The organism is Opitutus sp. GAS368 (assembly GCF_900104925.1).
Classification (GTDB): Bacteria; Verrucomicrobiota; Verrucomicrobiia; order Opitutales; family Opitutaceae; genus Lacunisphaera.
The window spans coordinates 628604-654606 of record NZ_LT629735.1; the positions used below are offsets into that span (position 1 = coordinate 628604).

A 26003-nucleotide genomic window follows, 5' to 3' on the forward strand; every position below is an offset into this window, starting at 1 on the left:
CGATCTCAGCCCCCGGCCGGCGACTGGACCCCGAGCTTTTGCGCCCAAGGCGCGAGCGCCGGCATGATGGTGGGATAAAGTTCGACGCCCTGCGCCAGCTGTTCGGCGCGACGCCGCAAGCCGGACTCGCCCGGCAGGCGCACGCGCTCGAAACCCGGGCGCGGCGGGGTGGCCCGGCACGCGGCCACTACGTGCTCCGTCTGGCGCACGAAATCCTCCCGGCCGCCGAACAGGGCCGGATTGATCACCTGGAGAAAGACATTCGCCATCCAACCCTCGGGCCGGTCGGCGCGACCGAAGCCGGCCAGCCCGCCGGTCAGCGCCTCGACGAGCAAGCCGAGGGCGTAGCCCTTGTGGCCGTGGTCGGCTCCGCCCATCGGCATGATGGCGCCGGGAGGAGTTGCGAACACGGCGGCGGGATCGTTGGTCGGATGGCCCGCGCCATCGACAAACCACTGCCCGGAAAGCTTGCGGCCCTCGTTCGCCGCCCGGCGCGTCATCGCATTGGTCGTGATGCCCATCGAGACATCCAGCATGACCGGCTCGCCCTCGGTCGGCCACGCGGCGGCGAGCGGGTTCGGCGTCATCACGGCACGGCGCCCGCCATGCGGCGCCACGCCTTTCGCCGCCGGGTCGGAGCAAGTCAGGATGACCATCAGGCCCTGTTCGGCCACGCGTTGCAGGTAGGCGGCGAGGCAGGCGATATGATGGCTGCGGCGGATGACCACGGTGCACGTGCCGTTCTGCCGGGCCCGGGGAACCGCGACATCCAACGCTCGAGTCACGAGCCACGGACCGGGCAGGCGGTTGCCGTCCCAGGTGACGGCCGCGGGAAAATCCGCGATGACGCGCGGTTCGCCGGTCTTGGTCATGACACCTTTCTCAAGATCGGCAAGGTAGCCGGCGAGCAGCGCCAGCCCGTGGGTGTTGTGTCCCAGCAAGTCTCCCTCGAGGAGAATATCCGCGACTATGGTCGCCTTGTCCTTGTCCAGTCCGGCGCGCACGAGCAAGGCGCAGGCAAACGCTCCGAGTTCCGTGGCGTGATAGCGGTCGGGCATGAGCCGGGAGACTTGCGATCATCCCGCGTGTTGCCGAGTCCTTTTCACCTCCTGCCCGGCTGGCTTAACGGCAAAAGCAACGGTCCGTTTGTGTCGGCCGCCCCGGGCTGAGACTGAAGTATCCGCTTTCTTCCACACCCGGTTATAATCGTAACCGGAAACCCCCCACCCACCTGACATGACTGAGCCAGCCTTGTGCGTTGGTTTGCTTAACTGTTCAAGCAAACGCCTGTCTCGCGCCCTCCCGGGTCCGCTTTGTTACCGCCTGTTGATCACCCTCGTTGCCACCCTGCTGGCGGCCCCCCATCTGCCCGCCCAAGCCGCCGGCACCGGCGTGATCGAAGGCCGGGTCCAGAATGCTGTCACCGGCGACAACCTGAACAACGCCCGGGTCTCCGTGCGGGGCACCAACGCGGTGGCCCTGACCGACGAGGCGGGTTACTATCGCCTCGCCGGCGTCCCGGCCGGCGATGTCGGCCTGCGGGTGTTCTTCACCGGCCTGGACGAACAGGAGATCAAGGTCACGGTTACCGCCGGCGGGACGCAGACCGCCGATTTCAAGCTCACCAGCGTGGCCCGCTACGGCCGGGACGCTGACACCATGAAGCTCGACAAATACGTCGTGCAGGCCACCAAGGAGACCAACGCCGCCGCCATCGCGGTCAACGAGCAGCGCATCGCGCTCGGCCAGAAGAGCGTGGTCTCCGCCGACCAGTTCGGCACCATCCCCGACGCCAACCCCGGCGAGCTCATGAAATGGCTGCCGGGCGTCAGCGTGGAATACTTCGCCAACAACATCGTCGGCGTCAGTGTCCGCGGTCTCGATGCGGTCAACACGGAGATCCGCTTTGACGGCATGCCGCAGGCCTCCGCCTCCACCACCACGCTGGGCACCAGCTCGCGCGACCGCAATTTCGAGATGTTGGGTTCCTCCTCGGCCGACATCGCCCGGGTCGAAATTCGTAAACTCCGAACGCCCGAGGACAGTGCCAACGCCCTGGGCGGTTCGATCAACCTCATCCGCCGCACCGCCTTTGAATACAACAAAAGCGTCTTCACCTACAACGCCCTCTTTTCGTCCGACTTTGAAACGTTCGGCCTGAGTGAACGCGACGGCCCGCGCGATACAAAGATCGTCGGTTGGCGGCCCAACCTCAAGCTCACCTGGACCGACCCGGTCTCGAAGACCTTCGGCTATGCCATCACAGTGAACCACAACGATTCGCTCTCCCAGGTGCATTGGTCCTTCCCGACGGTGAACTTCGGCAATGCCGACCAGGCCGCCGCCGCCCAGGCCCGCGTCGCCGCCGGCCTGCCGCTCACGACCGCCAGCGTCTACAACCCGCAGTTCCGCACGGAGGGTCTGCACGACAACCCGAAGCAGGACATCACCGACAGTGCCTCGGTGAAGTTTGACTGGCGCCCGACGAGCGAACTCAAGCTTTCCTACTCCCTCAGCGGCGGCCGCTACCAGGAGCGCGCCGGCGACGATGTCCGCGTCAACTGGAACACGGGCGGCCCTTCGTCCAGTGTCACCGACGCCGTGCTCAACACCCCCCTCGGCCAGCCGGGCACCAACGACCAGCACTCGGTTTACGGCGTCCTCGGCGCCGGCAACTATGTGTATGACCTGCGCGAGGCCTGGCGCAACGGCATCAAGAACACCCTCGCCAACGTCCTCTCCGCCGAGTGGCGCCACGGGGACTGGACGCTCAGCGCCGCCGGCTCGTATTCGACCTCCAAACATGTCCTCCGCGACACCGCCGACGGGTTCTTCGGGAGCACCACCCTCAGCGGCAGCACCCTGCCCAACACCGGCATCGGGTCCGGCACCGCCAATCCCCAAAAAATCACGGTCAACCTGCTCAACCGCGATTTCACCAACGCCCAGACGATCAACGCCTACACCTACACGACCGGCGACACCGCGGTCGGCGCCCCGATCAACTGGCAGGATCTGAAGAATTCATATATCGGCGGCGCCGTTTCGCGCCCCGGCTCTTCCCACGAGAGCATCGGCGCCCTGCGCTTCTGGGCCAAGCGCAGCTTCACGCTCGGGCGAAACCCCTTCAACGTGCGGGTCGGTTTCGACTACGACGAGCAGTATCGCAATGTGCAGCAATACGACGCGAAACTTTGGACCTTCGTCGGGGCCGACCATATCGCCGGCACGGCGGATGACAACGCGGCCCAGATCGCCGCCGTCAACGTCGCTCCCCGGCGCGATGCCTACTACAACTTTCCCGCCGTGCCGCGCCTCAGCATGCGGCAGCTCTACAACCTCTACGTCGCCCACCCCGACTGGTTCGTCTACCGCGACGCCGAGTCTTACAAGCTTTCGAACCAGGAGCCCTACGAGATCCTGGAGAAAAAGACGGCCCCGTGGATCGAGTTCACCGGCACGCTGCTCGACAACCGCCTCAGCTACATCGGCGGGGTGCGCTACGAGAAGGCCGCGGCTTCGGGCCTCTTCGCGCTCGATCATGGTTCGCGCTACGTCACCAACCTCGGCCTGGTTGACGGCACCCTCGCCGGCAACATGGCGCGCTATGTCCGCAAGGGCGGAAGCGGCCACGGTGCCAACGACGGCTATTTCCCCAGTTTCGAGGCCAACTACAACCTCCGGGAGAACCTCATCCTCCGCATCGGCTACGCGGGGACCAAGGCCGACAACCGCTTCACGCGCTCGATCATCCCCTCCGGCACCTCCACGATCGACCTCAATCCGGTCACGTCCGGTCCGTTCTCCGGCATCGCCCTCGGCACGGTGAATCGCTCCAACCCCAATCTGAAGCCCTGGACCGCGGACAACTACGAGGCGCACCTCGAATATTACAGCGCGCAGGGCGGCGTCATGAGCATCGGCGGCTACCTCAAGGAAATCAAGGATGTGCAGGTCCAGCAGACCATCCTGCTCGACACCCCCGCGAAACTGGCCGAGTTGGATCTGGATCCGTCGTATCTCAATTTCCAGTCCGCCACCTGGGTCAACCAGGGCGACGGCGAGATCTCGGGCCTCGAAGCCGAAATGCGCCAGCCGCTCGACGCCTGGCTGCCGGGCTTCCTCCGCGGTCTCACTTTCACCGGCAGCGCCAATGTCAGCCACCTGGCGAAATTCGGCTATCTTCACGGCGGCCCCGGCAACGTCGGCACGGACTTCCAGAATTTCTACGAGAAGCAGTTCAAGGCCAACGCCGGCTACCAGCGCGGCAAACTCGGCGCCAACATCGGCGCCATTTATTACGGCCGCGTCTTCCGTCAGAGCGATGGCATTGCCGCCTCGGCGACCAACCCCGCCATCATCGGCTACCGCTACTATCCGCCCTACACGACCGTGGATTTCAACCTCGAGTATGCTGTGACCCGCTGGGCCAAGCTCTTTATCTCGGGGCGCAACGTCACGAACGCGCAAAAGACCCGCTACCGCGTGGTGCAAGGCGCCCCGGCGTGGAGCGACTTCCAGATCGCGAACAGCCTCGGCGCCCAGTATACGGCCGGCATCACCGGCTCGTTCTAGGCCCGCGCGTCATCCCGTCGCCTTCAAGCCGGCTCGCTCCCGCGCGACCGGCTTTGCTTTCACTTCTTCGAAGTCGCCGGGCGGGACCTCTAACCCTGTCCTTGGAGCAACAAGGGCCCAGCTTCTGCTCGGCCGCGGTCGACCGGGAGGAAGCCCTCCACGCCAGCCAGGCGACTACAGATTCCTAAGATATTTCCGCACGTCGTCGTGGCTGCCGATCGTGACAAATTCGGCCCGACTGCCGCGAAGTTCGAACACCACCCGTAAATCACGACCTACGCGGAACTCATAGAGGTTGCCACCCAACCGACGGACACCAAGGCCGCTGTGCCGATGTGGGCGGCAAACACTTCGCGCAGCGAATCGGCGGCACTGGCTGCCTGCTTTCGTTGATCCTCTGACAACTGACGGGCCCGACGTCTGAATTGAGGTGAGAAATCAATCTCTAATGGCGGCATCAAAATCTCCCGTATAGCGCGTCATCCGGCCGGCCCTGCGGTCACGCGCGTTCTGTGCATTTGCCCGTTTCACGAAAGCCTTCAACTCCGCCTCGGTTACGCCATATTCGCGCTTCGCATAATCCGAATCCACGGAGAACACCCGCACCGGGCGCAGGGCGATGACCTTGTCCCCGCACAGGATGCCAATGTCCTCGCCCGCGGAGGCTTTCTTCAGCCAATGGGTGAGATTGGCCCGGGCCTTGGTCGGTGAGAGCGTCGTCATATCGCCGCAATAAAGCCGTTATGCCGCGCAGGTCAAGCCACGGCCGACCCAAGCCTTCAACCACGGATGGTAACCTTGGGTAGGGGCGGTTGCCCCAACCGCCCTGCCACTGCCGGCCCGCGAGGCCCAGGCCACCTCTGCCGCTCCCGTCACAGCAATTTACGCGAACTGCCCCTTTTTCAGGCCTCCAATCGAGAAGATGTCAGGCGCAAGCGACGAACGCACAATGGCCGAGCTCAAGCGATGAACGTCGAGCAACGTTTGAATTCTCTGCCGAAATGCCGTATCCGCATCAGGAGGAAGGACGACTTGCTGCATCATCATGTTCAAGCGCGTTGGCCAATAAATTCCACCAGCCATTGGTCGCCAAAGATTCAATGTGGTGATGCGAATTTCCTGTTCGTGGCTAAATCGATTGTCCTTTAGAAAATCGAGAGCGAAGTCCCGATGGAGTTCGTGAATTTCTAATCCATCGAACGTTGAAAAATCGACATACTTGACCAGCCCTAATTGCGGAAACGGCTCATCCTCAAACTGGTCAAAGGCCTCAGACAGGGCCTTGATAGTTGAGCGCATCGCAACTCCATCTCTCCCGGCGTATTCGCGCCACATCCGAGCCGATTCAATCTCGCTCAAATGCCAGCAACTCACCGCAGTCAGAGCTTTGCTGTCCGCGATGCGCCTAGTGGTCATTGTATCGAATTGCGCTCGCCGCATTTCATCCGGAAACCACTCCTTCATCTCCATATCTTGTGCCATCATTCGGGACAAGATCGGATCCGGAGGAACGCCTTCGAATTCGTCCTGAAGTTTTTGAAGATTACAGAACCAAGCCGCTCGTTTTTCGAGAAGTGATAGGAATTTTTCAATCCGTAGATACCTGAAAACCGTCTGGTTCAGTTCAGCAGTGGTGGAGAGATCTTTGACGATGAGTGGCACGTTTTTGACTGTTATTCGCTCTCGTTAATGGGTCTTCCCCAATAAAAAGGCGCTCCCTTTTCGGGGAGCGCCTCGAAGTGTTAGCTGAGACTGGAGAGTCTCGGCGTCATCGGCCTTAGTAGTCCATGCCGCCCATGCCGCCGCCACCGTGGCCGCCGCCGCCACCGCCGGAAGATTCCTTCTTCTCGGGCAGGTCGGTGATCATGCACTCGGTGGTCAGGAGCAGGCCGGCGATCGACGACGAGTTCTGCAGCGCGGTGCGCGTGACCTTCGTGGGGTCGACGACACCGGCCTTGACCAGGTCCTCGTATTCGCCGGAGGCGACGTTGTAGCCGTAGTTGCCCTTGTTGGCCAGGATCTGGCCGACCACCACCGCACCCTCGACGCCAGCGTTGGCGCAGAGCATGCGAATCGGGTGCTCGACCGCGCGGCGCACGATCTGCGCGCCGATGGCCTCGTCACCCTCGAGCTTGAGGTTGTCAATGACCTTGACGGTGCGGAGGAGCGCGACGCCGCCGCCGGCGACAATGCCCTCTTCCACGGCCGCCCGGGTGGCGTGCAACGCGTCTTCGACGCGGGCCTTCTTCTCCTTCATCTCGACCTCGGTGGAGGCACCGACGTTGATGACGGCGACACCGCCGGCGAGCTTGGCGAGGCGCTCCTGGAGCTTCTCGCGGTCGTAATCGCTGGTGGTCTCGTCGATCTGGCGGCGGATCTGCTTCACGCGGCCCTGGATGTCGGACGACTTGCCGCCGCCCTCGACGATGGTGGTGTTCTCCTTGTCGACGACGATGCGCTTGGCGCGGCCGAGGTCGGCAGTGGTGAGGTTCTCGAGCTTGAGGCCGAGGTCCTCGGTGATGCACTTGCCGCCGGTGAGGACCGCGATGTCCTCGAGCATGGCCTTGCGGCGGTCGCCGAAGCCGGGGGCCTTGACGGCGCACACGTTGATCGTGCCGCGGATCTTGTTCACGACGAGCGCGGCGAGCGCCTCGCCCTCGACTTCCTCGGCGATGACGAGGAGGGGCTTGCCGCTCTTGGCGACAGTCTGGAGTAGCGGGAGGAACTCCTGAAGGTTGGAGATCTTCTTCTCATGGATGAGCACGTAGGCGTCCTCGAGGATGGCCTCCTGGGCCTCCGCGTTGGTGGCGAAGTAGGGCGACAGGTAGCCCTTGTCGAACTGCATGCCCTCGACGACGTCGAGGGTGGTCTCGATGGACTTGGCCTCTTCCACCGTGATGGTGCCGTCCTTGCCGACCTTGTCCATGGCGTCGGCGATGATGTTGCCGATCGTCTCGTCCCAGTTGGCGGAGACGGTGGCGACCTGGCGGATCTCCTCGCGGTCGGAGACCTTCTTGGAGATCTTGGCCAGCTCGGCGACGGCGGCCTCGACGGCCTTGTCGATGCCGCGCTTGAGGTAGATCGGGTTCGAGCCGGCGGTGACGTTCTTCAGGCCCTCGCGATAGATGGCCTCGGCCAGCACGGTGGCGGTGGTGGTGCCGTCGCCGGCGGCGTCGGAGGTCTTGGAGGCGACTTCCTTCACCATCTGGGCGCCCATGTTCTCATAGGGGTCCGGAAGCTCGACTTCCTTGGCGACGGTCACGCCGTCCTTGGTGACGGTCGGGGAACCGAATTTCTTGTCGATCACGACATTCCGGCCCTTGGGCCCGAGGGTGACCTTGACGGCGCGGGCGAGGATCTCGACACCGCGGAGGATTTTCTGACGAGCGGCCTCGTCGAAGAGGAGTTGTTTGGCTGCCATAATATAAGACTAGTTGAGAGAGTTTAGTTGAGAGTTGAGGGACGGAATCGCCTTAGCCGATGACGCCGAGAATGTCGTCCTCGCGGACGAGCGTGAACTTCTGGTCGTCGATCTTAACTTCGGTGCCGCCGTATTTGGAGATGAGGACCTTGTCGCCGACCTTCACCTCGAAGGGCGTGATCTTGCCGTTCTCATCCTTCTTGCCGGTGCCCAGGGCGATGACCTTGGCCTCCTGTGGTTTTTCTTTGGCGCTGTCGGGAATGATGATCCCGCCGCGGACTTGTTCTTTTTCCTCGATGTGCTGCACGAGCACGCGATCACCGATGGGTTTGATGTTCACTTTAGCCATAATGGTTTTGTGTAGTTGGGGGTTGAGGATGGTGGGTTAAAAAGGGCGAACCCGCCCCGCGGGCGGGAACGGGTTCGCACTAAAGTCATTTCTTCTCGTCGTCGACGATTTCGACGTCGGCATCGACGACCTTGCCCTCGGTCTTTTTGGCGGCCTTGGGCTCGGCGGACGGGCCGGGCTCGGTGGTCGTGGCGCCCTGCTGGGCACCCGCGGCAGCCTGGGCCGCCTGCGCCTGCTGGTAGAGCTCGGCGCCGACCTTCGAGAGATTCTCGAGCGCGACCTTCATCCTGGCCGGATTGTTGGACTCAAGCTCCTTCTTGGCGTCGGCAAGGGCGGCCTCGAACTTGGCCTTCACGTCGGCGGGCAGCTTGTCGCCCGCGTCCTTGAGGGTCTTTTCGAGCTGGTAGATGGTCGTGTCGAGCTGGTTCTTGGTCTCGACGGCTTCCTTGCGCTTGGCGTCCTCGGCGGCGTTGAGCTCGGCCTCCTTGGTCATCTTTTCGACCTCTTCCTTGGAGAGGCCGGACGAGCCCTGGATGGTGATCTTCTGCTCCTTGCCGGTACCGAGATCCTTGGCGGAGACGTGCAGGATGCCGTTGGCGTCGATGTCGAAGGTGACCTCGATCTGCGGCGCGCCGCGCGGTGCCGGCGGGATGCCGTCGAGCTTGAACGTGCCGAGGTTCTTGTTGTCGCGGGCCATCGGGCGCTCGCCCTGCAGGACCACGATCTCGACGCCCGGCTGGTTGTCGCTGTAGGTGGAGAAGGTCTGCGTCTTCTTGGAGGGAATGGTGGTGTTGCGCGTGATCATCGGCGTGGCGACGTCGCCGGCCGTCATGATGCCGAGCGTGAGCGGCGTCACGTCGAGCAGGAGCACGTCCTTGACGTCGCCCCGGAGAACGCCGCCCTGGATGGCCGCGCCGACGGCGACGACCTCGTCGGGATTCACGCCCTGGTGTGGGGTCTTGCCGCCGAGGCCCTTCGCGATGTCGACGACCTTCGGCATGCGGGTCATGCCGCCGACGAGCACGAGCTCGTCAATCTTGTCGGAGGTGACGCCGGAGTCCTTGAGACAGTTCTTGAAGGGCTGGATGCAACGCTCGAAGAGAGCGTCGCAGATCTGCTCCATCTTCGCGCGGGTCAGCTGCAGGTTGAGGTGCTTCGGACCCGAGGCGTCCGCCGTGATGAACGGCAGGTTGATATCGTAGGTGGTGGCGGAGGAGAGGGCGATCTTGGCCTTCTCGGCCTCTTCCTTCAGGCGCTGGAGGGCCATCGGGTCCTTGCGGAGATCGATGCCGTTTTCCTTTTTGAAGCTCTCGACCAGCCAGCCGATGATGGCGTCGTCCCAGTTGTCGCCGCCGAGGTGGGTGTCGCCGTTGGTGGCCTTAACCTCGAACACGCCGTCGCCGATCTCGAGGATGGACACGTCGAACGTGCCGCCGCCGAGATCGAACACGGCGATCTTCTCGTCCTTCTTCTTGTCGAGCCCGTAGGCGAGCGAGGCCGCGGTGGGCTCGTTGATGATGCGGAGCACCTCAAGGCCGGCGATTTTGCCGGCGTCCTTGGTGGCCTGGCGCTGCGCGTCGTTGAAATAGGCGGGGACCGTGATGACAGCCTGCGTGATCTTTTCGCCGAGATAGGTCTCGGCATCGGCCTTCAGCTTGCCGAGGACGAACGCCGCGATCTGCTGCGGGGCGAACTGCTCGGTCTTGTCGCCGACCTGCACCTCGACGTAGGCGTCGCCGTTCTTGCCGGCGGCCACCTTGTAGGGGAGGTTCTTGGCTTCCTCGCTGACCTCGGTGAATTTGCGGCCGATGAGGCGCTTCGCGGAGAAAATGGTGTTCTTGGGATTGGTCACGGCCTGGCGCTTCGCGGCCTGGCCGATGACGCGCTCGCCGGTCTTCGTAAACGCTACGACGGACGGCGTGGTGCGCGCGCCCTCGGCATTCGGAATGACCACCGGCTCGCCACCCTCCATGATCGCCATACAGGAATTGGTCGTGCCCAGATCGATGCCTAAAATCTTACTCATGCGCGTTGCCTAGCAATGCCCATGCCCCGGCCACGAGCGTTTCTTTTATATCTGATCCATAATGATTTAAGATTATTCCCAGCCATATCAGCGAACCACCAGAAACCTGTTTCCGGGCCACCGTGGCACAGCTCCCCAAGGGTCGCTGTCCCACTGTGCCACGAACGGTTGGTTGAAAATGCCCGCCCCACGCCTACGCTTCTGGACATGGAAACCCTGCATGTGCCCGCGACGGTGCCGGTGATGACGTTGCCCAACACGGTTTTCTTTCCGCAAGCGCTGTTGCCGCTCCATATTTTTGAGCCACGCTACCAACAGATGCTGCGCGATGTGCTCGCCAGCGACCGTATGTTCGCCGTCGCCCACCTCGACGCCACCCGCCAGGAAGATCCCAAGCTGGTCGAGCCGCTGCATCTCACGGCGTCGGTCGGCATCATCCGCGCCTGCCAGAAAGGCGAGAACGACACCTCCAACCTCCTCCTGCAGGGCATCTGCCGCGTCACAGTGAAGAAGATCATCCGCGAGGATCCCTACCGCGTCATCGCGGTGAAGCCGCTCACCACCACCGCCGGCACGCACCACGCCGAGCTGGAGGTGCTGCGGCTCGAGGTGATGCGCCTGCTCAATCTCCGGCGCCGCCTCGGCACGCCGGCCCCCAAGGGCATGACGCAGTTCCTCGAGAGCATCGACGACATCGACACCTTCGCCGACATCGCGGTTTTCAACCTCTGCGAGGACAGCGCCGTCAAACAGCAGCTTTTGGAGACGCTCGAGACTCGCCGACGCCTGCAACTCTTCGCCGCGTCGCTCAAGTCCGAGATCGAGGCCCAGCGCCTGCGCCGCAAGCTGCAGGGCCACCTGTCCGACGACCATATCGCGGACAACTGAGGCTGTAGCGGCGGTCTATGACCGCCGAAAAGGCAACGACGCTCACAGAGCGCCGCTACAGTAAAAACAGGAGAGCTGGCCGTGCCAGGCGTAGCCCCTCGGGCCAAATCGCAGGTGAAATGCCCTCCTACGCCAAGGCTATGAAGGGCATCCTTCGCGCTCGCTTCGCTCGGCGAAGGATGGAGCCGCTTGTCGGATTTGAACCGACGACCTACTCATTACGAATGAGTCGCTCTACCAACTGAGCTAAAGCGGCCAAAATTGAAGCGGCATTCGGCTGATTTGCCCCCGGTGAGGCAAGCTCGTTTTTGAAGCTCTTCTGCCGTCCGCGCCGGAGCGGTATTGCCGTCCCGCCCGGGGCCGCTTACCCTTTCCCTCCTGTGCTGACCGACCTCTTCGACTACCCGCTGCCTGACAGGCTCATCGCCCAGCAACCGGCCGGCCGGCGAGATGCTTCGCGCCTGCTCGTGGTGCACCGGCGGGAACACCGGATCGAACACCGGCATTTCCGGGATTTACCCGAATACCTGCGGACCGGCGACTGCCTGTTCCGCAACAACGCCGCCGTCATCCCCGCCCGGCTGCACGCCACGCGCCCCACCGGCGGCCAGGTCGAGTGCCTGCTGCTTCGGCCGGCTTGGAGCGCGGGCGACCCCGCCCGTGAAGGTCCAAGCGCGGCGGGGTCGCCGCGCCTCCAAGGAAAGGAACCCGCCACAGAGTGGTGGTGCCTGGTGCGCCCGGGCAAGAAACTGTCCGTCGGCGCGACATTCGCGCTGGAAGGATTTTTCACCGCCACTGTCCGCGAAAAAACCGACGACGGACTGGTGCGCGTCGCTTTCACAACCAGAGAGTCAGACATTCTCGCCGTCGCCAACCGCATCGGCGAGATGCCGCTGCCGCCTTACATCGCCGGCCACGACAACGACGCGGCGCGGGCCATTGATCGCGAACGCTACCAGACCGTCTACGCGGACCGCGCCCACCAGGTCGCCGCCGCCGCGCCCACCGCGGGCCTGCACTTCACGCCGGAATTGCTCACGCGATTGGCCGCCCAAGGAATCACGACCGCCGACCTCACGCTGCACGTCGGCCTCGGCACCTTCCGGCCCATCGCCACGGCCCGCGTCGAGGAGCACCCCATCCATCGCGAGGTGTATGAAATCCCCGCGACCACCCAGCAAGCGCTGCTCGCAACGAAAGGCCGACGGATCGCCGTCGGCACGACGTCAGTGCGAACCATCGAGGATTTTCTGGTGCGACAGCCGGATGCAGCAAGGTGGAGCGGCTTGACCTCAAGACGCTCTGAGCGCGTTGGGGTCAACGCGCTTCACCCCGACCAGCCCTACCTCGCCGAGGCGGACATCTTCATCTACCCGCCGCGCGACTTCCGCGGCGTGGATGCCCTCATCACCAATTTCCACCAGCCCCGCTCCACCCTGCTCTGCCTGGTGTCTGCGTTCCTCGTCCCCGGCTCGGCCGACGGCATCGCGTGGCTGAAGGAAATCTACGCCGAGGCGGTGGCCCGCGAATACCGGTTCTTCAGCTACGGCGACGCCATGCTGATTCTGTAACAGTCGTCGTTACAATTTCGCCTTTGCCGAAACCGGGCTTCTGGCTATTCCTTTGAGTCGAACCCGCTCGCACAAAACATCCATCCTTCCTATGAAACGCCTCCTTGTCCTGTTCGCCGCCGTTAGCCTCGCCGCCGCCGTCCGCGCTGACGTCGAAACCTATGCCATCGACCCGGTCCACTCCTCGGCCGGTTTCAGCATCCGCCACATGCTCTCGAAGTTCTCGAGCAGCTTCACCAAGACCACGGGCACCATCACCGTGGACCGCGCCAACCTGGAGAAGAGCAGTGTCGAGGCCTCCGTCGAAATCGCCTCGATCAGCACGGCCAACCCGGATCGCGACAAGCACCTCCAGACTCCCGACTTTTTCGACGCCGCCCAATTCCCCGCGATGCTCTTCAAGAGCAAGGCGTGGAAGAAAACCGGTGAGGGCACTTTCGATGTCACCGGCGACCTCACGATCAAGGGCGTCACCAAGGAAGTGGTCCTCAAGGTCACCTCGCTCGGCTTCGGCCCCGGCATGCGCCCCGGCACGCAGCTCTCCGGCTGGGAAGCCACCACGGTCATCAAAAAGTCCGATTTCGGCGTGAACGGCCCCGCCATGCTGGGCAAGGTGCTCGGCGACGACGTGACCGTCGACATCTCCATCGAGGCCGGCCTGAAGAAGGCCTGATTGCTCCGCCATTTCCCCGCAAGGACGGCCCGCAAGGCCGTCCTTTCTTTTTGGCCGGCCCCGGGTTATCGTCGGCGGGTGACTTCAGAACAAATCCAATCGCTCGTTGAGGAGGCCACGTTCGATTACACGATGGGCGACCATGACGCCGCGCTGGCCAAGCTCGCCCGCGCCACCACCGCTGCGCCCGCCGCCTTCGAGGCCTGGCATGCCCTCGCCGAGATCAACTTTTCCCTGCGCCGCTTCGACGCCGCCCTGATCGCCGCGGACCGGGCCCTCGCTCTCCGGCCCGACGACCTGTTCATCAACACGACGCTGTCCCGCATCTGGATGGAGAAGGGCGACAAGGCCACCGCCGAGAAATACGGCGCGCAGGCCAAGATCCTCAGCTGGAAGGACCAGTTGAAAAATCCCGAGGCGGCCAAGGACGGACTCTGAAAGAATACATTCCGCCCGCGGAAATTCGCGTCCTTTGTAGGAGCCTGTTTACAGGCGATTCGGGACTTACGTTAACAGGCAACACGCCTACATCGCTTGTAAACAAGCTCCTACAAATCGGCCCGCATTTACCGGGCGGCCCTCGTTGACAGCCATCCGCGCTCACCCGTAGCCTTTTTCCATGGAAAGACCCGCCTACCTGCTGGAATTCGAGAAACCCCTCCGCGAGCTCGAAAAACAGCTCGAAGCCCTCCACCAGCAGTCGCTCGAGAACAACATCGATATGTCCGCCGAGCTGGCGACCATCGAGGCCAAGATCGACGTCACCAAGCGCGACATCTACACCAATTTGACGCCGTGGCAGCGCGTGCAGGTGGCCCGCCACCCGAAGCGACCCTACGCCCTTGATTACGTCACCGCGCTGTGCACGGACTTCCAGGAGCTGCATGGCGACCGCCAGTTCAATGACGACCGCGCGCTCATCGGCGGCACCGCCTTCTTCGAGGGCCGCTCCGTGATGATCATCGCCCAGCAAAAGGGCCGCGACACCAAGGAGAACATCCTCCGCAATTTCGGCATGCCCCAGCCGGAGGGCTACCGCAAGGCCCTCCGCCTGATGAAGCTCGCCGAGAAGTTCGGCCTGCCCGTCATCACCTTCATCGACACCCCCGGCGCCTTCCCCGGCGTCGAGTCCGAGGCGCGCCACGTCTCCGAGGCCATCGCCGTCAACCTGCGCGAGATGGCCATGCTCAAGGTGCCCTCCGTTGCCGTCATCGTCGGCGAGGGCGGCTCCGGCGGCGCGCTCGGCATCGGCGTCACCGACCGCGTGCTCATCTTCGAGAACGCCTACTACTCCGTCATCTCGCCCGAGGGCTGCGCGGCCATCCTCTGGAAGGACCGCGCCAACGCGCCCCAGGCCGCCGAGGCCCTCAAGCTCAACGCCGCCAACCTCAGGGAGCTCGCCGTCGTCGACGAGGTCATCGCCGAGCCCTTCGGCGGCGCCCACAACGACCCCGCTGCCGCCGCCGCCGCGTTGAAAAAGGCCCTCGTCCACCATCTCGGTGAACTGACCCAGCTCGACACCGACAAGCTGCTCGACACCCGCTACGAACGCTACCGCGCCCTCGGCGAATACCGCGAAGTCGCGGCGAAGTAACAGGCCTGTTACGTTCGCCCACTTTCCCGGGCTCCTGCCGACGTAATGGTTGTCCCCCGGCCCGTCCGCCCCCGCGGGGCCCGAACCTTCTCCCATGCGCATCCTCGTCGTTGAAGATGAAACCCAGCTCGCCCGGCACATCACCCGGGCGCTCGTGCGCGCGGGCCACCTGGCGACGGCGAAACATGACGGCGAGTCCGGCCTTGCGGCCGCCCTCGAGGAGCCCTGCGACCTGGTCGTGCTCGACCTCAACCTGCCGCGCCTCGACGGCCTCACGGTGCTGACCCGCCTGCGCCAGGCCAACAGCCCCGCGCGGATCCTCATCCTGACCGCGCGCGGCGAGGTGGAGCACCGCGTGAAGGGACTGAAGGCCGGGGCGGATGATTACCTCGCCAAACCCTTTTCCCTCGACGAGCTCATCGCCCGCATCGAGGCGCTGGGTCGGCGGGGCGCGAGCCCGAACGCGGCCGACCTCCTGGCGGTCGCCGACCTGCACATGGATGTGTATCACCGCCGCGTCACGCGGGCAGGCCGGCCGATCGCCCTTTCCCCGCGTGAGTTCGACGTGCTGCAGGTCCTGATGCAGGAGCCCGGCCGGGTTTTTTCCCGCACGGAATTGTGCGAGCGGATCTGGCAGCGCGACCACGAATACGACACGCGCACCGTGGAAATCTTCATCACCCGCCTGCGCAAGAAGGTGGACGCCGGCTTCCCCGCGGCCCTCATCCACACCCAGCGCCTCGTGGGTTACACCGTGCGCGCCCCCGCCTGAGCCGGTCCCCGGCCGTGCCAACAAGCTTGAACTGCCCGCCGTCCCTTCGTTACAGCATGGATTCCTGCCTCGCGCCATGAAACCCCGTCCCGCCGTCCTGCTGCTCCTGGCCCTGGCCGGGTTCACGCCCGCGGCCCGCGCCGAGACGGTCGTCGAGGGCCGGGTCACCCTGCCCCAGATCCATGCCGCGCCGGTGATGAACAAGCGTTACGAGATCGTGAGCAGGGCGGGCATCCTCTCGACCAACCCGCCGCTGGCGGTCGTCTATCTCGAGGGCGACTTCCCGCCGCCCGCCGGCTTGCCGCTGCGGCAGATGAGCCAGAAGGACATGGCCTTTGTGCCCATGCTGCTGCCGGTGCAGGCCGGCACGCGGGTGGAGTTCCCGAACTACGACGACACCTACCACAATATCTTTTCCTACTCGCCGGTGAAGCGCTTCGACCTCGGCCGCTACCGACCGGATGAACGGCCGATCCCTTCGGTTCTCTTTGACCGCCCGGGGCTCGTGGTGCTGCGCTGCGACATCCACGAGCACATGCGCGGACTCATCCTGGTGCTGGCCACGCCGCATTTCGTGATGACCGACGCCGACGGCCGCTACCGGCTGACCGGCCTGCCCGCGGGCCGCTACGTCCTCAAGGCCTGGCTCGACAGCCGGACCACGCTGGAACACCCGGTAGAAGTGCGCACCGACACGGTGCTGCACGTGGATTTCCCGTGATCGCCCCGCCCCAGGCCGGCTCGCGGGGTCTGGCGAGTTTTCGCCTCAAGCTTCTGCTGGCGATGATGCTGGTGGTCACCGCGGCGACCGCGCTGGCCCTGTTCTTTGCCCAGCGCAGCGCCGCGGCCAACTTCAAGCGCGAGCTCGAGCGAGAATTCCAGGGCGACCTGGCGGCCCTGCACTCGATCCAAGAAATCCGGCACGCCGCGCTCGCCGAGCGGTGCCGCGCCCTCGCCCGCCGCTCGCGGATCCACGCGGCGCTCGAGGACAACGCGCTCGATCTGCTCTACCCCAGCGCCCGCGACGAACTGCTGGACGTGATGGACGGCGGCCAGCAGGACGCCTGGGAAACGGAGACCCACGCGTTCCATGCCCGCTTCTACCGGTTCCTCGACGGCCGGGGCGTGGTCATTCCCCCGCCGGACTCCCGCGACGTGGGCGCCTTGCCGACCGCCGAGGAAGCCCTGCTTTCCCTGGGCGCCGTGCCCGGCCAGGCGCAGACCGGCTATCTCTGGCGGCAGGGCGCCGACGCCGACGATGCCATCGACGAGGTCATTGCCATGCCGATCACCTCCACCGAGAACGGCCAGCCCGTCGCCGCGCTCGTGCTCGGCTTCAAGCCAATCGCCCTGCCAGCCACGCCCGCGGCCCCGGGCATGCGCCGCGGCCTCTGGATCCAAGGCCGGCTCCATCTGCCCGGCGTGACGGAAGCGGACCGCGCGGAGATCACGCGGCAGCTGGCGGCGGATCAGACCAAGCTCCATTTCCAGCTCGAGCTCGCGGGGGTGCCCAGCCTGCTGCTCTACCTGCGGCTGAATCCCGGCTCGCTCTTTCCCCCGGCCTACGAGGTCTGCCTCTACCCGCTGACCGACTCGCTGGTCCGGCAGCGGCGGCTGTTCTGGCAGTTTTCCGCCGCGGGCGGGCTGCTGTTGTTGGGCGCTTTCATCGCCAGCCACATTCTTGCCCGCCGGCTCTCGGTCCCGGTCGAGCAACTCGCCGTGGACTCGGCGGAAAACCAGGCGCAGCGGCAGCGGGCGGAGGCCGCGCTCGAGCTGACCCACGAGGAGCTGCAGCGGTCCGCCCGGTTTTCCGCGGACGCCTCCCACCAGCTCAAGACGCCCGTGACCGTGCTCCGCGCCGGGCTCGAGGAACTGCTGGCCGGGGAGAAACTGACCGGCGAGGTCCGCGAGGAAGTGTCCAGCCTGGTCCACCAGACCTTCCGCCTGACCAGCGTGATCGAGGACCTGCTCCTGCTCTCGCGCATGGATGCCGGCCGGCTGCAGCTCAACCTCGCGCCGGTGGACCTCATCCAGCTCATCGCGGGCTGGCTGGACGACCTCAGCGCGCTGCCCGACCCGCTCAACCTTGACCTGGAGACCGACTTTCCGGCGGCCGTATTTGTCGAAGGGGAGAAACGCTACACGACCCTGATTTTGCAAAACCTGCTGGAAAACGCGCGCAAATACAACCGCCCCGGCGGCCGCATCCGCATCACGGTCAGGGTCGCGGACGGTTGGGCCGTCCTGATCATCGGCAACACCGGCCCGACCATCCCCGCCGCCGCGCAGGCGGATATATTCCAGCGCTTTCACCGCGGCGCCATGGGGGAAAACCTGCCGGGACACGGCCTGGGCCTCAACCTCGCGCGGGAACTCGCCCGACTCCACCACGGCGATTTGCGTCTGACGCGATCCGACTCAGACTGGACGGAATTCGAAGCCCGTTTCCGCCTCGCCCCCACCCCTTCCGCCCCCACGTCCCGCCCGACATGAAACCGACCCTGGCCATCTGGTGCGGTCTGGCCGCCACCGTCACGGCGGCGCACGGAACCGACGAGGCCATCGACCGGCTTGATGCGGCGCTGACGTGGACCGCCCGGGGCGACACGGTGCGGGCCCATGTCAGCGGCCTGCTGGATCTCGAGGCCTACCAGCTCCAGCAACCGACCTCCGGACTCTTTCGCACGGATGCAGACTCGCTGCTGAATTACCGCCTCACGCTGTTTCTGGATGCGCAGTTGGGTTCGTCCCTCTATGTCTTCGCCCAGTCGCGCGTGGACCGGGGCTTCGATCCCGGCGTGGGCCCCACCCGGATCCGGATGGATGAATACGCCCTCCGCTTCACGCCGCGGCCCGACGGCGTCTTCAACCTCCAGATCGGGAAATTCGCGACCGTGGTGGGCAACTGGGTGGCGCGACACCACTCCTGGAACAACCCTTTCATCACCGCACCGCTGCCCTACGAAAATCTCCTGGGGCTCTTTGACAAGGTGGCGGGTAATTCGACCGCCGCGCTGATCCGCTGGACGCGCCCGGGACCGCCGGTGCCGGGTCACGACTATTACCTCGCGCAGTCCCGCGTGCCCATCGTGTGGGGGCCCAGCTATACCAGCGGGGCCGCCATCAGTGGCGTCGTCGGCCCGGCGGACTATGCCTTCGAGGTGAAGAATGCCTCGCTCTCCTCACGGCCGGCGGGCTGGGATGTGGCGCAGACCCAGTGGCAGCACCCGACCTACAGCGGCCGCCTGGGTTACCGGCCCGACGAGAGCTGGTATTTCGGATTTTCCGCCAGCACGGGCACCTATCTTTCCCCGGCGGCGCAAGCGACCCTGGGACCGGGCGATGACCTCTCGGAGTATCGCGAAACGGTGTGGGCCCAGGACATCGGTTTTGCCTGGCATCACTTCCAATTCTGGGCCGAGGCCTACGAGGCGAGCTACGCGATCCCCGAGGTGGGCGACGCCAAGACCATGGCCTATTACCTGGAGGCGAAATACAAGTTCACCCCGCAGTTTTCCGGCGCGGTGCGCTGGAACCAGCAGCTCAACGGCGACCTGCCCGATGGCAGCGGCGGCCAGGTGCCCTGGGGCCGGGACACGTGGCGGATCGACGTGGCGCCGAACTACCGCTTCACACCGCACACCGAGCTCAAGCTGCAATACAGTCTCCAGTTTGGCGGCATCGGCCCGCGCAACTATTCCCACCTGACCGCGGCGCAGTTTGTCATCCGCTTCTGACGCCCGGACCGCGAGAAACCAAGGTTTACATTGGGCGGGAGCCGGCGTTGTTTCGCGCCTCGGTTAGCGCCCGGGTGGCGGAATTGGCAGACGCAGTGGACTCAAAATCCACCGACCTCCAAAGTCTTGTGGGTTCGACCCTCATCCCGGGCACCAGCCTTCGTCAAAGCGAAGACTGCCATCCATAGACTTGGCGACGGATGGCGCGACCTGTGCGAAGGTTGACGCCACGACTGCAGGCCGGCGAGGTGGACCCATTTGTCCGTCATTTTGGCAGGCCCGTTGCACCGGTTTGATCAAGCGGAGGGGCCATGCTGCGAAAACGACTCGCATTCGCCAGGAATGGCAACTCCGCGGCCCATTCCCCCGCCCGGTAAGCGGCATCTTCCAGCAAATGCTGTTCGGGACTCCCCTGCTGTCGGTGCAGAATAAATTTCAGTTCGGCCAGATTCTGTGACCAGAGATATCCGTTGAAGAATTCCATCCCCGAGAACCGGGTCTTGTAGAGCGCGCTTTCGGCGTAACAAGTCCCGAGATAGAGGTGGCCAAAGCCGCGCCGGGCGAACAAGTTGACCGCGGTCGTCATCATCAGCATGCCCAGACTGCGGTTGACATGGTCCAGCGCGTAGAAGGCATAATAGTAAAAGGCCAGGCACTCGCGCTCCAGATAGAGGGTGGCATAGCCGATCTCGGCTGTTCCCTCGCGGAAGACCAGCACGTGCGAGGTCACGGGGGAGGCGAAGAGGGAATCTAACCGCTTGTCGCTCATGCCGCTGGGGCCGAATTTTTGGTCGATATACCGGCGACACAAAGCCCGGCGCTCGGGCGTCAGGAGAAACTCCGCCCGCGGCACGAGCGCGGCCTGCACTCCCGGTCCCTTGCGCAGGACGCGGCGATTTTCGGAAGAGGGGGCATAGCGGGCCAAGTCCACGCGAAGATTCCGGCAGAGATAAAAGCGGTCCAGTTGCCGGCCTGAGGGCAGGAAACCGGCGGCGAAGGCATCGGCCGGCGTCTCCCCGGCCTCGAGGAAGGCCCAGATGGCGTAGGGAAACACATAGTGGGCGTAGTCGGGCTGCGCCTCGGAAAAAAGAAGTTTCATGGGAGTTCGTTGACGTGGATCCGGGGCAGGCGCTCCCGCCAACCGCAGAGGATCTCGTAGCTCACCGATTGCTTCAGCCGGGCCAGTTCATGGGCCGAGATTTCCTCCCCGTGGTCACGCCCCATGAGCACGACGGTATCACCGGTCTTGGTGCCGGGCACGTCCGTCACATCCACCATTAGCGCGTCCATGGACACCCCGCCAATGATGGGGACGCGCCGGCCCTGCAGCAGGACATGACCCGCGTTGCGGACGCGGGGGAACCCGTCCCCATACCCAACGGGCAGGACGGCAATATCCCGTCTGGTCGGGGCGGTGTAGCGCAGGCCGTAACCGACCTGGTCGCCGGCCTGGATCTGGCGCACGGCCGTGATCTTTGCTTTCACGCTCATCACCGGCTCAATCCCCGGCAGGCGGCGGCAGACCGCGGAGGGATAGACGCCCAATGGCAGTATGCCCAGCCGCACCAAATCCAAGTGGGCTTCCGGCAAGTCAAGAAAGCCGCCACTGTTGCAGAGATGCCGCAGCGGCGCCGGCCCGGCCCTGTCGGGCCAGCGGCGCAGCGACTCATGGAAGCGCTTCAGCTGGAGCTGCGCGAAAGTCTTGTCCATTTCGTCCGACATCGCGAAATGGCTGAAAACTCCTTCGACTCTTAACGGCCGTCCTGTGAGGCCCTCGATGCGGGTCACCGCTTCGGCCGCCGCGGTCCAAGGAACGCCATAACGGTTCATGCCGGTGTTGACCTTGAGATGCACCGGGACCTGTCGGCCTGTCTTCCGTGCCTGGGCCGCCAAGTCGGGCAGCAACTCCAGATCGCCCAGACAGCAGGTGAGGTCATTCGCCAGGCAGCCGGGAAATTCCTCCGGGCGCCGTTCACCCAGCAGCAGGATGCGTTCGCGAACGCCGGCTTGGCGCAGCTGCAATGCCTCACCCAGGTTGCAAACCGCCAGCATGGCCGCCTTACCCTCGGTCGCCAAACGGGCGGCCAGCAGCGCGCCATGACCGTAGGCATCGTCCTTGATGACTGAAATCCACCCGACTGGCGCAGGGAGCTGGCTCCGGATGATCGCCAGATTGCGGCGCCAGCGGGCAACGTCGATCTCCACCCAAGCCGGTCGCGATCCGATGGTGACGGAGGAGCTATTCATGGCCGGGGGGCCAGAGGGACTGGCCGATATCGGGGCGGAAATAGCTGCCGGGGCTGTGCAGGCGGCGGATATTGCGATAGGCCACGGCGATCGCGTCTTCAACGCACGCACCAAAACCAATGACGTCGCAGATCCGATGGCCCAAGGCCAGCCAGCGCCCGTCGGGTGAAAGGCCCGCCTCATTCCACCACAGGTCGCAGCCGGCCATATCGATCGGGCCCAGCAGGTCGACCGGCATGGGCGGCCCCACGACCTGAGTGTAGGGGTAGCCATAACCAGCCAGGGTGACCGAGCACCCGAAATCGCGATCCCGGCGGAAGACCGGGGTCAGGGGCTGGTTGCGCGCGGTCTGCAACAGCACCTCGAGGGGGTTTTCCAACTGGCGCAGCAACATGGCCCCGGAAGTAACCCCCAAGCGGATATTGTATTCCAGCACCGTCCACCGCCCCCCCTGTCGCGCGGCGGTGACTTGAATCGGTCCGTGGTAGTTGACCTTTCGGAACCAAGGTCGCAGGGGATGGAGAAGTTCCCGCGCCAGACCGTATTTGTCGCCCGGATCCCTTTCGACCAAGCCGCCCAACGGGGCGCCGGCCACGATCCCTTGGTCGCCCGCAAAGGCCCGCTTGTATTCCTGGTTCGTAACGAAGGAGCAAACGTCGCCTCCACTCACCAGGGCGATATGGCCGGCCTCGGCTTTCCCCGCATATTCCTGCAGAAACACCCCCTCGGCGAAATCCACTTGCTTCAGCCATTCCCGGGTCGCGACGGCAGAATCACACACGATCGTATGCACGGGACTCGCCGGGGAACAGAGCGGATTCTTGATGACGTAGGGCCGGGTGTGACGGTTGATAATGGCCCGCGCCTCATCCAGGTTGGCCGCCACAAATGACCGGGGAAAGGGAATGCCGTGGGAACGGCAAAGCTCCTGCGCGAAATCGCGCTCCCGCTCAATGCGCATGCCTTCCCCGGTGGGACTGAGGATGCCCACTCCCGTGGCCTGCAGATCATCCGCCCAGGGTTGCCGGGCCCAGTCGATCGATTGAGGGATGACCAGTTGCACGCCATTTGTCCGGATCAGCGGCACGGGACTCGGGTGGGAATCCCGGGTGTAGGTCGGCCCGGCCATGCTCGGCGGATAATGGCCGTAATCCCGGGTCAGATAGGTGCCGACGTTGGCTCCGGCCTCCTGCAAGATCTGCATGACGCTGTAGGCGAAGGAACCCACACCCAGGGCCATGACGGGTGTTCCGGCGGATGCAGGGTGGGAAGGCACGCTTTTCGAGAGTTTTTCGCCGCCCGGACTGAATGATCAATCCCATTCAGTGTCATCGCTTCTTTATTCTCTGAGCACCGACTTTGCATGAGTAGGACGCACCGGCCTGGTACGCCAAGACCGGGTTGGCACACGCACGGCGGAGCGGACCGCTCCGCTTCTATGCAACCTGCGTAAATGAATGCAACTCCGCCTTCGCCTCTGGAAATGTCGTTCCGCTGCGCTATATTTCACCTTGGTCAGGCTACCCCGTGAAAACGAGATTCCAACCCTTGCAAGGCCCCGGTGCGCTTCTGTGCCTTATCATTCTGCTGGCCGCGGCCCGGCTCGAAGCCGCCACCCCGACCCTGATCTGGAGCGATGATTTCAACCAGCCGGACAACTCCGCTCCCGATCCCGCGAAATGGACTTACGATCTCGGCGACAACGGCTGGGGCAACGACGAACTCGAGACTTACACCGACTCACGCGACAATTCCTACATCACGACCGACCCCGCCGCGACCGACGGCAAGGCGCTCGTCATTAGAATTATCAACGCGAATGGCAGCTACACCTCGGCGCGCCTGAAGACCCAGGGCCTTTTCAACGCCAGCTACGGCCGGATCGAAGCCAATCTCCGGGTCGTCAACGGCAACGGCCTCTGGCCCGCGTTCTGGTTGCTCGGGGCTGATATCGGCAGCGTCGGCTGGCCCGCTTGCGGCGAAATCGACGTCATGGAAATTCTCGGCAAGGCTCCGGGCAAGCTCTACGGCACCCTCCACGGCCCGGGCTATTCCGGGGCCAACGGCATTGGCAATACCTTCACGCTGCCGGACGGAGCGCTCTTCAGCGACGCCTACCACGTGTTCGCCGTGGACTGGTCGCCCAACAAGATCGTCTGGTCCGTGGACGGCATGGTTTATCACTCCGTCACTCCCGCCGATCTCCCGGCCGGCACCGCCTGGGTTTTCAACAACTCGCCGGCCTTCATCATCCTCGATCTTGCCGTGGGCGGTTTCTTCGCCGACGCTCCCGATTCCTCCACTCCGCTCCAGGCATCCTACCTGGTGGATTACGTGCGCGTTTACGGCCTGCCCTCGGACGCGCCGACCGGCGGAACCGCCACCCCCGCGATGTCGGCCAACCAGCTCAACCTTTCGTGGACCGCGCCTGACCTGAAGGGCTTCGCGTTGACGGGCTATCACCTCGATCGCGCGACCGACAGCGGTTTCACCCAAAACCTGGTGCAACGCGATCTCGGGATGGCCACCATGCTCACCGATTCACAGCTGGGCGGCGGCGCCACCTATTACTACCGCGTCTCGGCGACAACCCGTGGCGGCACCTCCGATTTCTCCGCCGTGTTTTCAGGAACTGCGCCAGCCACCGACACCACGCCGCCCCCCATGCCCGCTCCCACCCCGACACACCCCCCGTCGCAAGGCGGCGGCGGTGGCGGTGCGGTCTCGCTCTGGTTCCTCGCCCTGCTCTCACTGCTCAGTCTCGTCCGCCGTTATTCCCGGCACCCACGCGAGTCCGGATTTTCAGTCTGCCAAACGAAGCCTTGCAGAAGGCTGGTGCCCGGGGTGGGGGTCGAACCCACAAGACTTTAGAGGTCGGTGGATTTTGAGTCCACTGCGTCTGCCAATTCCGCCACCCGGGCCAGTCAAGGCCGCGAAACAAGCCGCCCGTCCGGCCGATGTAAACCCGATTCTGTCCGGTTGATTGCCGTGGTCTTGTCTCTTGCGCATCCTCCGCCCACCCTGCCTATTCGTTGGATTCTTCGCTTCGCTCAGAATGACAATACAGGGATTAGTGAGGACTTAGTGGCCATTAGTGATTAAAAATCTTTTTCATGCTGCAGATCACCCTCGATGAACCCGGCAGGTTTTCCGCCACCACGGCCGCGCCGGAACCGCACCCCGCGCCGGGCGAGGCGCTCGTCCGCGTCCACCGCATCGGGGTCTGCGGCACCGACCTTCATGCCTTCGCCGGCAAACAGCCCTTCTTCAGCTACCCGCGCGTCCTCGGTCACGAGCTGGGCGTCGAGGTCATCGACCCCGGCACCGAATCGCACGACCTGAAGGCCGGCGACCGCTGCTCTGTCGAGCCCTACCTCAATTGCGGCCGCTGCATCGCCTGCCGCCGCGGCAAGCCCAACTGCTGCACCGAACTCAAGGTCCTAGGCGTCCATGTCGACGGCGGCATGCGCCCGCTGCTGACCCTGCCCGCCCGCAAGCTTCACCACTCCGCCAAGCTCGACTACGAGCAGCTCGCGCTCGTCGAGACACTCGGCATCGGCGCCCACGCCGTTGAACGGGCCGAGGCAAAAAAGGCCGACTACATCCTCGTCATCGGCGCCGGCCCCATCGGGCTCAGCGTCATCCAGTTTGCCGCCGTCACGGGCGCCACGCTGGCCGTGATGGACCTCAGTGAGCCGCGCCTCGCGTTCTGCCGCCAGCTGGGCGTGAAGCACACCGTCGCCGCCGGCCCCGACGCCGCGGCGCAACTCAAGGCCGTTGGCAACGGCGACCTGCCGACGATCGTGATCGATGCCACCGGCAACCCGAAGTCCATGGCGGGCACCTTCGACCTCGCCGCGCACGGCGGTCGCATCGTCCTCGTCGGGCTATTCCAAGGCGACCTCACCTTCAACGACCCGAACTTTCACCGCCGCGAGCTGACCGTCTGCGCCAGCCGCAACGCGCTGCCCGGCACCTTCCGCGACATCATCGCCCTCGTCGAGGCCGGCAAGGTCGACACCCGGCCTTGGACCACCCACCGCTTCAAGCTCGGCGACACGCCGACGGTCTTCCCCAAGGACATCGCGGGCAATCCCGCCGTCCTCAAGGCCATGATCGAGGTATGATCCCGTAGGGTCGTCGCTTGCGA

Annotated in this window: 21 protein-coding genes and 3 tRNA genes; 13 read left to right on the forward strand and 11 right to left on the reverse strand. The window is 64.5% G+C overall.

All coding sequences use genetic code 11. The features are described from left to right. Window positions 1-5 precede the first annotated feature (5 nt). Entirely contained in the window at window positions 6-1058 is a 1053-nt protein-coding gene (locus BLU29_RS02730; RefSeq protein WP_091055047.1) for an Ldh family oxidoreductase, read from the reverse strand. Between the two features lie 268 nt (window positions 1059-1326). Here BLU29_RS02730 and BLU29_RS02735 point away from each other — a divergent pair, with 268 nt between their 5' ends. Then, window positions 1327-4575 (forward strand): TonB-dependent receptor, encoded by a 3249-nt coding sequence (locus BLU29_RS02735; RefSeq protein ID WP_172830196.1) that lies wholly within the window; start codon window positions 1327-1329, stop codon window positions 4573-4575. Between the two features lie 438 nt (window positions 4576-5013). Here the strand turns inward: BLU29_RS02735 and BLU29_RS02740 are convergent, their stop codons facing one another. From BLU29_RS02740 to dnaK, 5 genes are all read right to left on the reverse strand, one after another. After that, window positions 5014-5298 (reverse strand): hypothetical protein, encoded by a 285-nt coding sequence (locus BLU29_RS02740; RefSeq protein WP_091055049.1) that lies wholly within the window; start codon window positions 5296-5298, stop codon window positions 5014-5016. 159 nt (window positions 5299-5457) lie between these two features. Then, entirely contained in the window at window positions 5458-6237 is a 780-nt protein-coding gene (locus BLU29_RS02745) for a DUF2971 domain-containing protein (protein WP_157693573.1), read from the reverse strand. 115 nt (window positions 6238-6352) lie between these two features. Then, a complete protein-coding gene (groL, locus tag BLU29_RS02750; RefSeq protein WP_091055051.1) occupies window positions 6353-7996 on the reverse strand; it encodes a chaperonin GroEL in 1644 nt (547 codons plus the stop codon). Window positions 7997-8048: 52 nt separating this feature from the next. After that, window positions 8049-8345 (reverse strand): co-chaperone GroES, encoded by a 297-nt coding sequence (locus BLU29_RS02755; RefSeq protein ID WP_091055052.1) that lies wholly within the window; start codon window positions 8343-8345, stop codon window positions 8049-8051. Between the two features lie 85 nt (window positions 8346-8430). Further along, a complete protein-coding gene (gene dnaK / locus BLU29_RS02760) occupies window positions 8431-10371 on the reverse strand; it encodes a molecular chaperone DnaK (protein WP_091055053.1) in 1941 nt (646 codons plus the stop codon). 207 nt (window positions 10372-10578) lie between these two features. Here dnaK and BLU29_RS02765 point away from each other — a divergent pair, with 207 nt between their 5' ends. Then, window positions 10579-11259: an LON peptidase substrate-binding domain-containing protein gene (locus BLU29_RS02765; protein WP_157693574.1), complete on the forward strand. Its 681-nt coding sequence runs from the start codon at window positions 10579-10581 to the stop codon at window positions 11257-11259. Window positions 11260-11439: 180 nt separating this feature from the next. Here BLU29_RS02765 and BLU29_RS02770 read toward each other — a convergent pair. After that, window positions 11440-11515: transfer RNA gene (locus BLU29_RS02770), tRNA-Thr, on the reverse strand. 124 nt (window positions 11516-11639) lie between these two features. Between BLU29_RS02770 and queA the strand changes: the two genes are divergently transcribed. The 9 genes from queA (at window position 11640) to BLU29_RS02815 (ending at window position 19762) form a co-directional block, all read left to right on the forward strand. Continuing rightward, window positions 11640-12830: a tRNA preQ1(34) S-adenosylmethionine ribosyltransferase-isomerase QueA gene (queA, locus tag BLU29_RS02775; protein ID WP_091055055.1), complete on the forward strand. Its 1191-nt coding sequence runs from the start codon at window positions 11640-11642 to the stop codon at window positions 12828-12830. A 91-nt stretch (window positions 12831-12921) separates the two neighbouring features. Beyond that, on the forward strand, window positions 12922-13503 hold the full coding sequence (locus BLU29_RS02780) for a YceI family protein (protein ID WP_091055056.1): 582 nt from the start codon (window positions 12922-12924) through the stop codon (window positions 13501-13503). A gap of 78 nt (window positions 13504-13581) precedes the next feature. Then, complete coding sequence (locus BLU29_RS02785) at window positions 13582-13941, forward strand: tetratricopeptide repeat protein (protein ID WP_091060855.1); 360 nt, start codon at window positions 13582-13584, stop codon at window positions 13939-13941. Window positions 13942-14122: 181 nt separating this feature from the next. Then, complete coding sequence (locus BLU29_RS02790) at window positions 14123-15097, forward strand: acetyl-CoA carboxylase carboxyltransferase subunit alpha (protein ID WP_091055057.1); 975 nt, start codon at window positions 14123-14125, stop codon at window positions 15095-15097. 94 nt (window positions 15098-15191) lie between these two features. Then, entirely contained in the window at window positions 15192-15869 is a 678-nt protein-coding gene (locus BLU29_RS02795; RefSeq protein ID WP_091055058.1) for a response regulator transcription factor, read from the forward strand. 76 nt (window positions 15870-15945) lie between these two features. Continuing rightward, window positions 15946-16590 carry a carboxypeptidase regulatory-like domain-containing protein gene (locus BLU29_RS02800; RefSeq protein WP_091055059.1) on the forward strand — a complete coding sequence of 215 codons (645 nt, stop codon included), beginning with the start codon at window positions 15946-15948 and terminating at the stop codon, window positions 16588-16590. Continuing rightward, entirely contained in the window at window positions 16587-18362 is a 1776-nt protein-coding gene (locus tag BLU29_RS02805) for a HAMP domain-containing sensor histidine kinase (RefSeq protein ID WP_091055060.1), read from the forward strand. Before BLU29_RS02800 ends, BLU29_RS02805 begins: the two co-directional genes overlap by 4 nt. Continuing rightward, on the forward strand, window positions 18359-19606 hold the full coding sequence (locus tag BLU29_RS02810; RefSeq protein WP_091055061.1) for a hypothetical protein: 1248 nt from the start codon (window positions 18359-18361) through the stop codon (window positions 19604-19606). Before BLU29_RS02805 ends, BLU29_RS02810 begins: the two co-directional genes overlap by 4 nt. A gap of 68 nt (window positions 19607-19674) precedes the next feature. Next, window positions 19675-19762: transfer RNA gene (locus BLU29_RS02815), tRNA-Leu, on the forward strand. Between the two features lie 109 nt (window positions 19763-19871). Here BLU29_RS02815 and BLU29_RS02820 read toward each other — a convergent pair. The 3 genes from BLU29_RS02820 to BLU29_RS02830 are packed head-to-tail and all read right to left on the reverse strand — an operon-like array spanning window position 19872 to window position 23093. Next, window positions 19872-20660, reverse strand: coding sequence for a hypothetical protein (locus BLU29_RS02820; protein WP_157693575.1), 789 nt, complete (start codon window positions 20658-20660; stop codon window positions 19872-19874). A 41-nt stretch (window positions 20661-20701) separates the two neighbouring features. Then, window positions 20702-21853, reverse strand: a complete 1152-nt coding sequence (gene alr / locus BLU29_RS02825) for an alanine racemase (RefSeq protein ID WP_091055063.1) — start codon at window positions 21851-21853, stop codon at window positions 20702-20704. Then, entirely contained in the window at window positions 21846-23093 is a 1248-nt protein-coding gene (locus BLU29_RS02830) for a phosphoribosylamine--glycine ligase (protein ID WP_091055064.1), read from the reverse strand. Before BLU29_RS02830 ends, alr begins: the two co-directional genes overlap by 8 nt. A gap of 287 nt (window positions 23094-23380) precedes the next feature. Here BLU29_RS02830 and BLU29_RS02835 point away from each other — a divergent pair, with 287 nt between their 5' ends. Further along, window positions 23381-24724: a family 16 glycosylhydrolase gene (locus tag BLU29_RS02835; RefSeq protein WP_157693577.1), complete on the forward strand. Its 1344-nt coding sequence runs from the start codon at window positions 23381-23383 to the stop codon at window positions 24722-24724. On the opposite strand, the gene BLU29_RS02840 is transcribed toward BLU29_RS02835, so the two are convergent. Further along, window positions 24687-24774, reverse strand: a tRNA-Leu gene (locus tag BLU29_RS02840). The genes BLU29_RS02835 and BLU29_RS02840 overlap by 38 nt on opposite strands. 192 nt (window positions 24775-24966) lie before the next feature. Between BLU29_RS02840 and BLU29_RS02845 the strand changes: the two genes are divergently transcribed. Next, window positions 24967-25980, forward strand: coding sequence for a zinc-binding alcohol dehydrogenase family protein (locus BLU29_RS02845; RefSeq protein WP_091055066.1), 1014 nt, complete (start codon window positions 24967-24969; stop codon window positions 25978-25980). Window positions 25981-26003 lie beyond the last annotated feature (23 nt).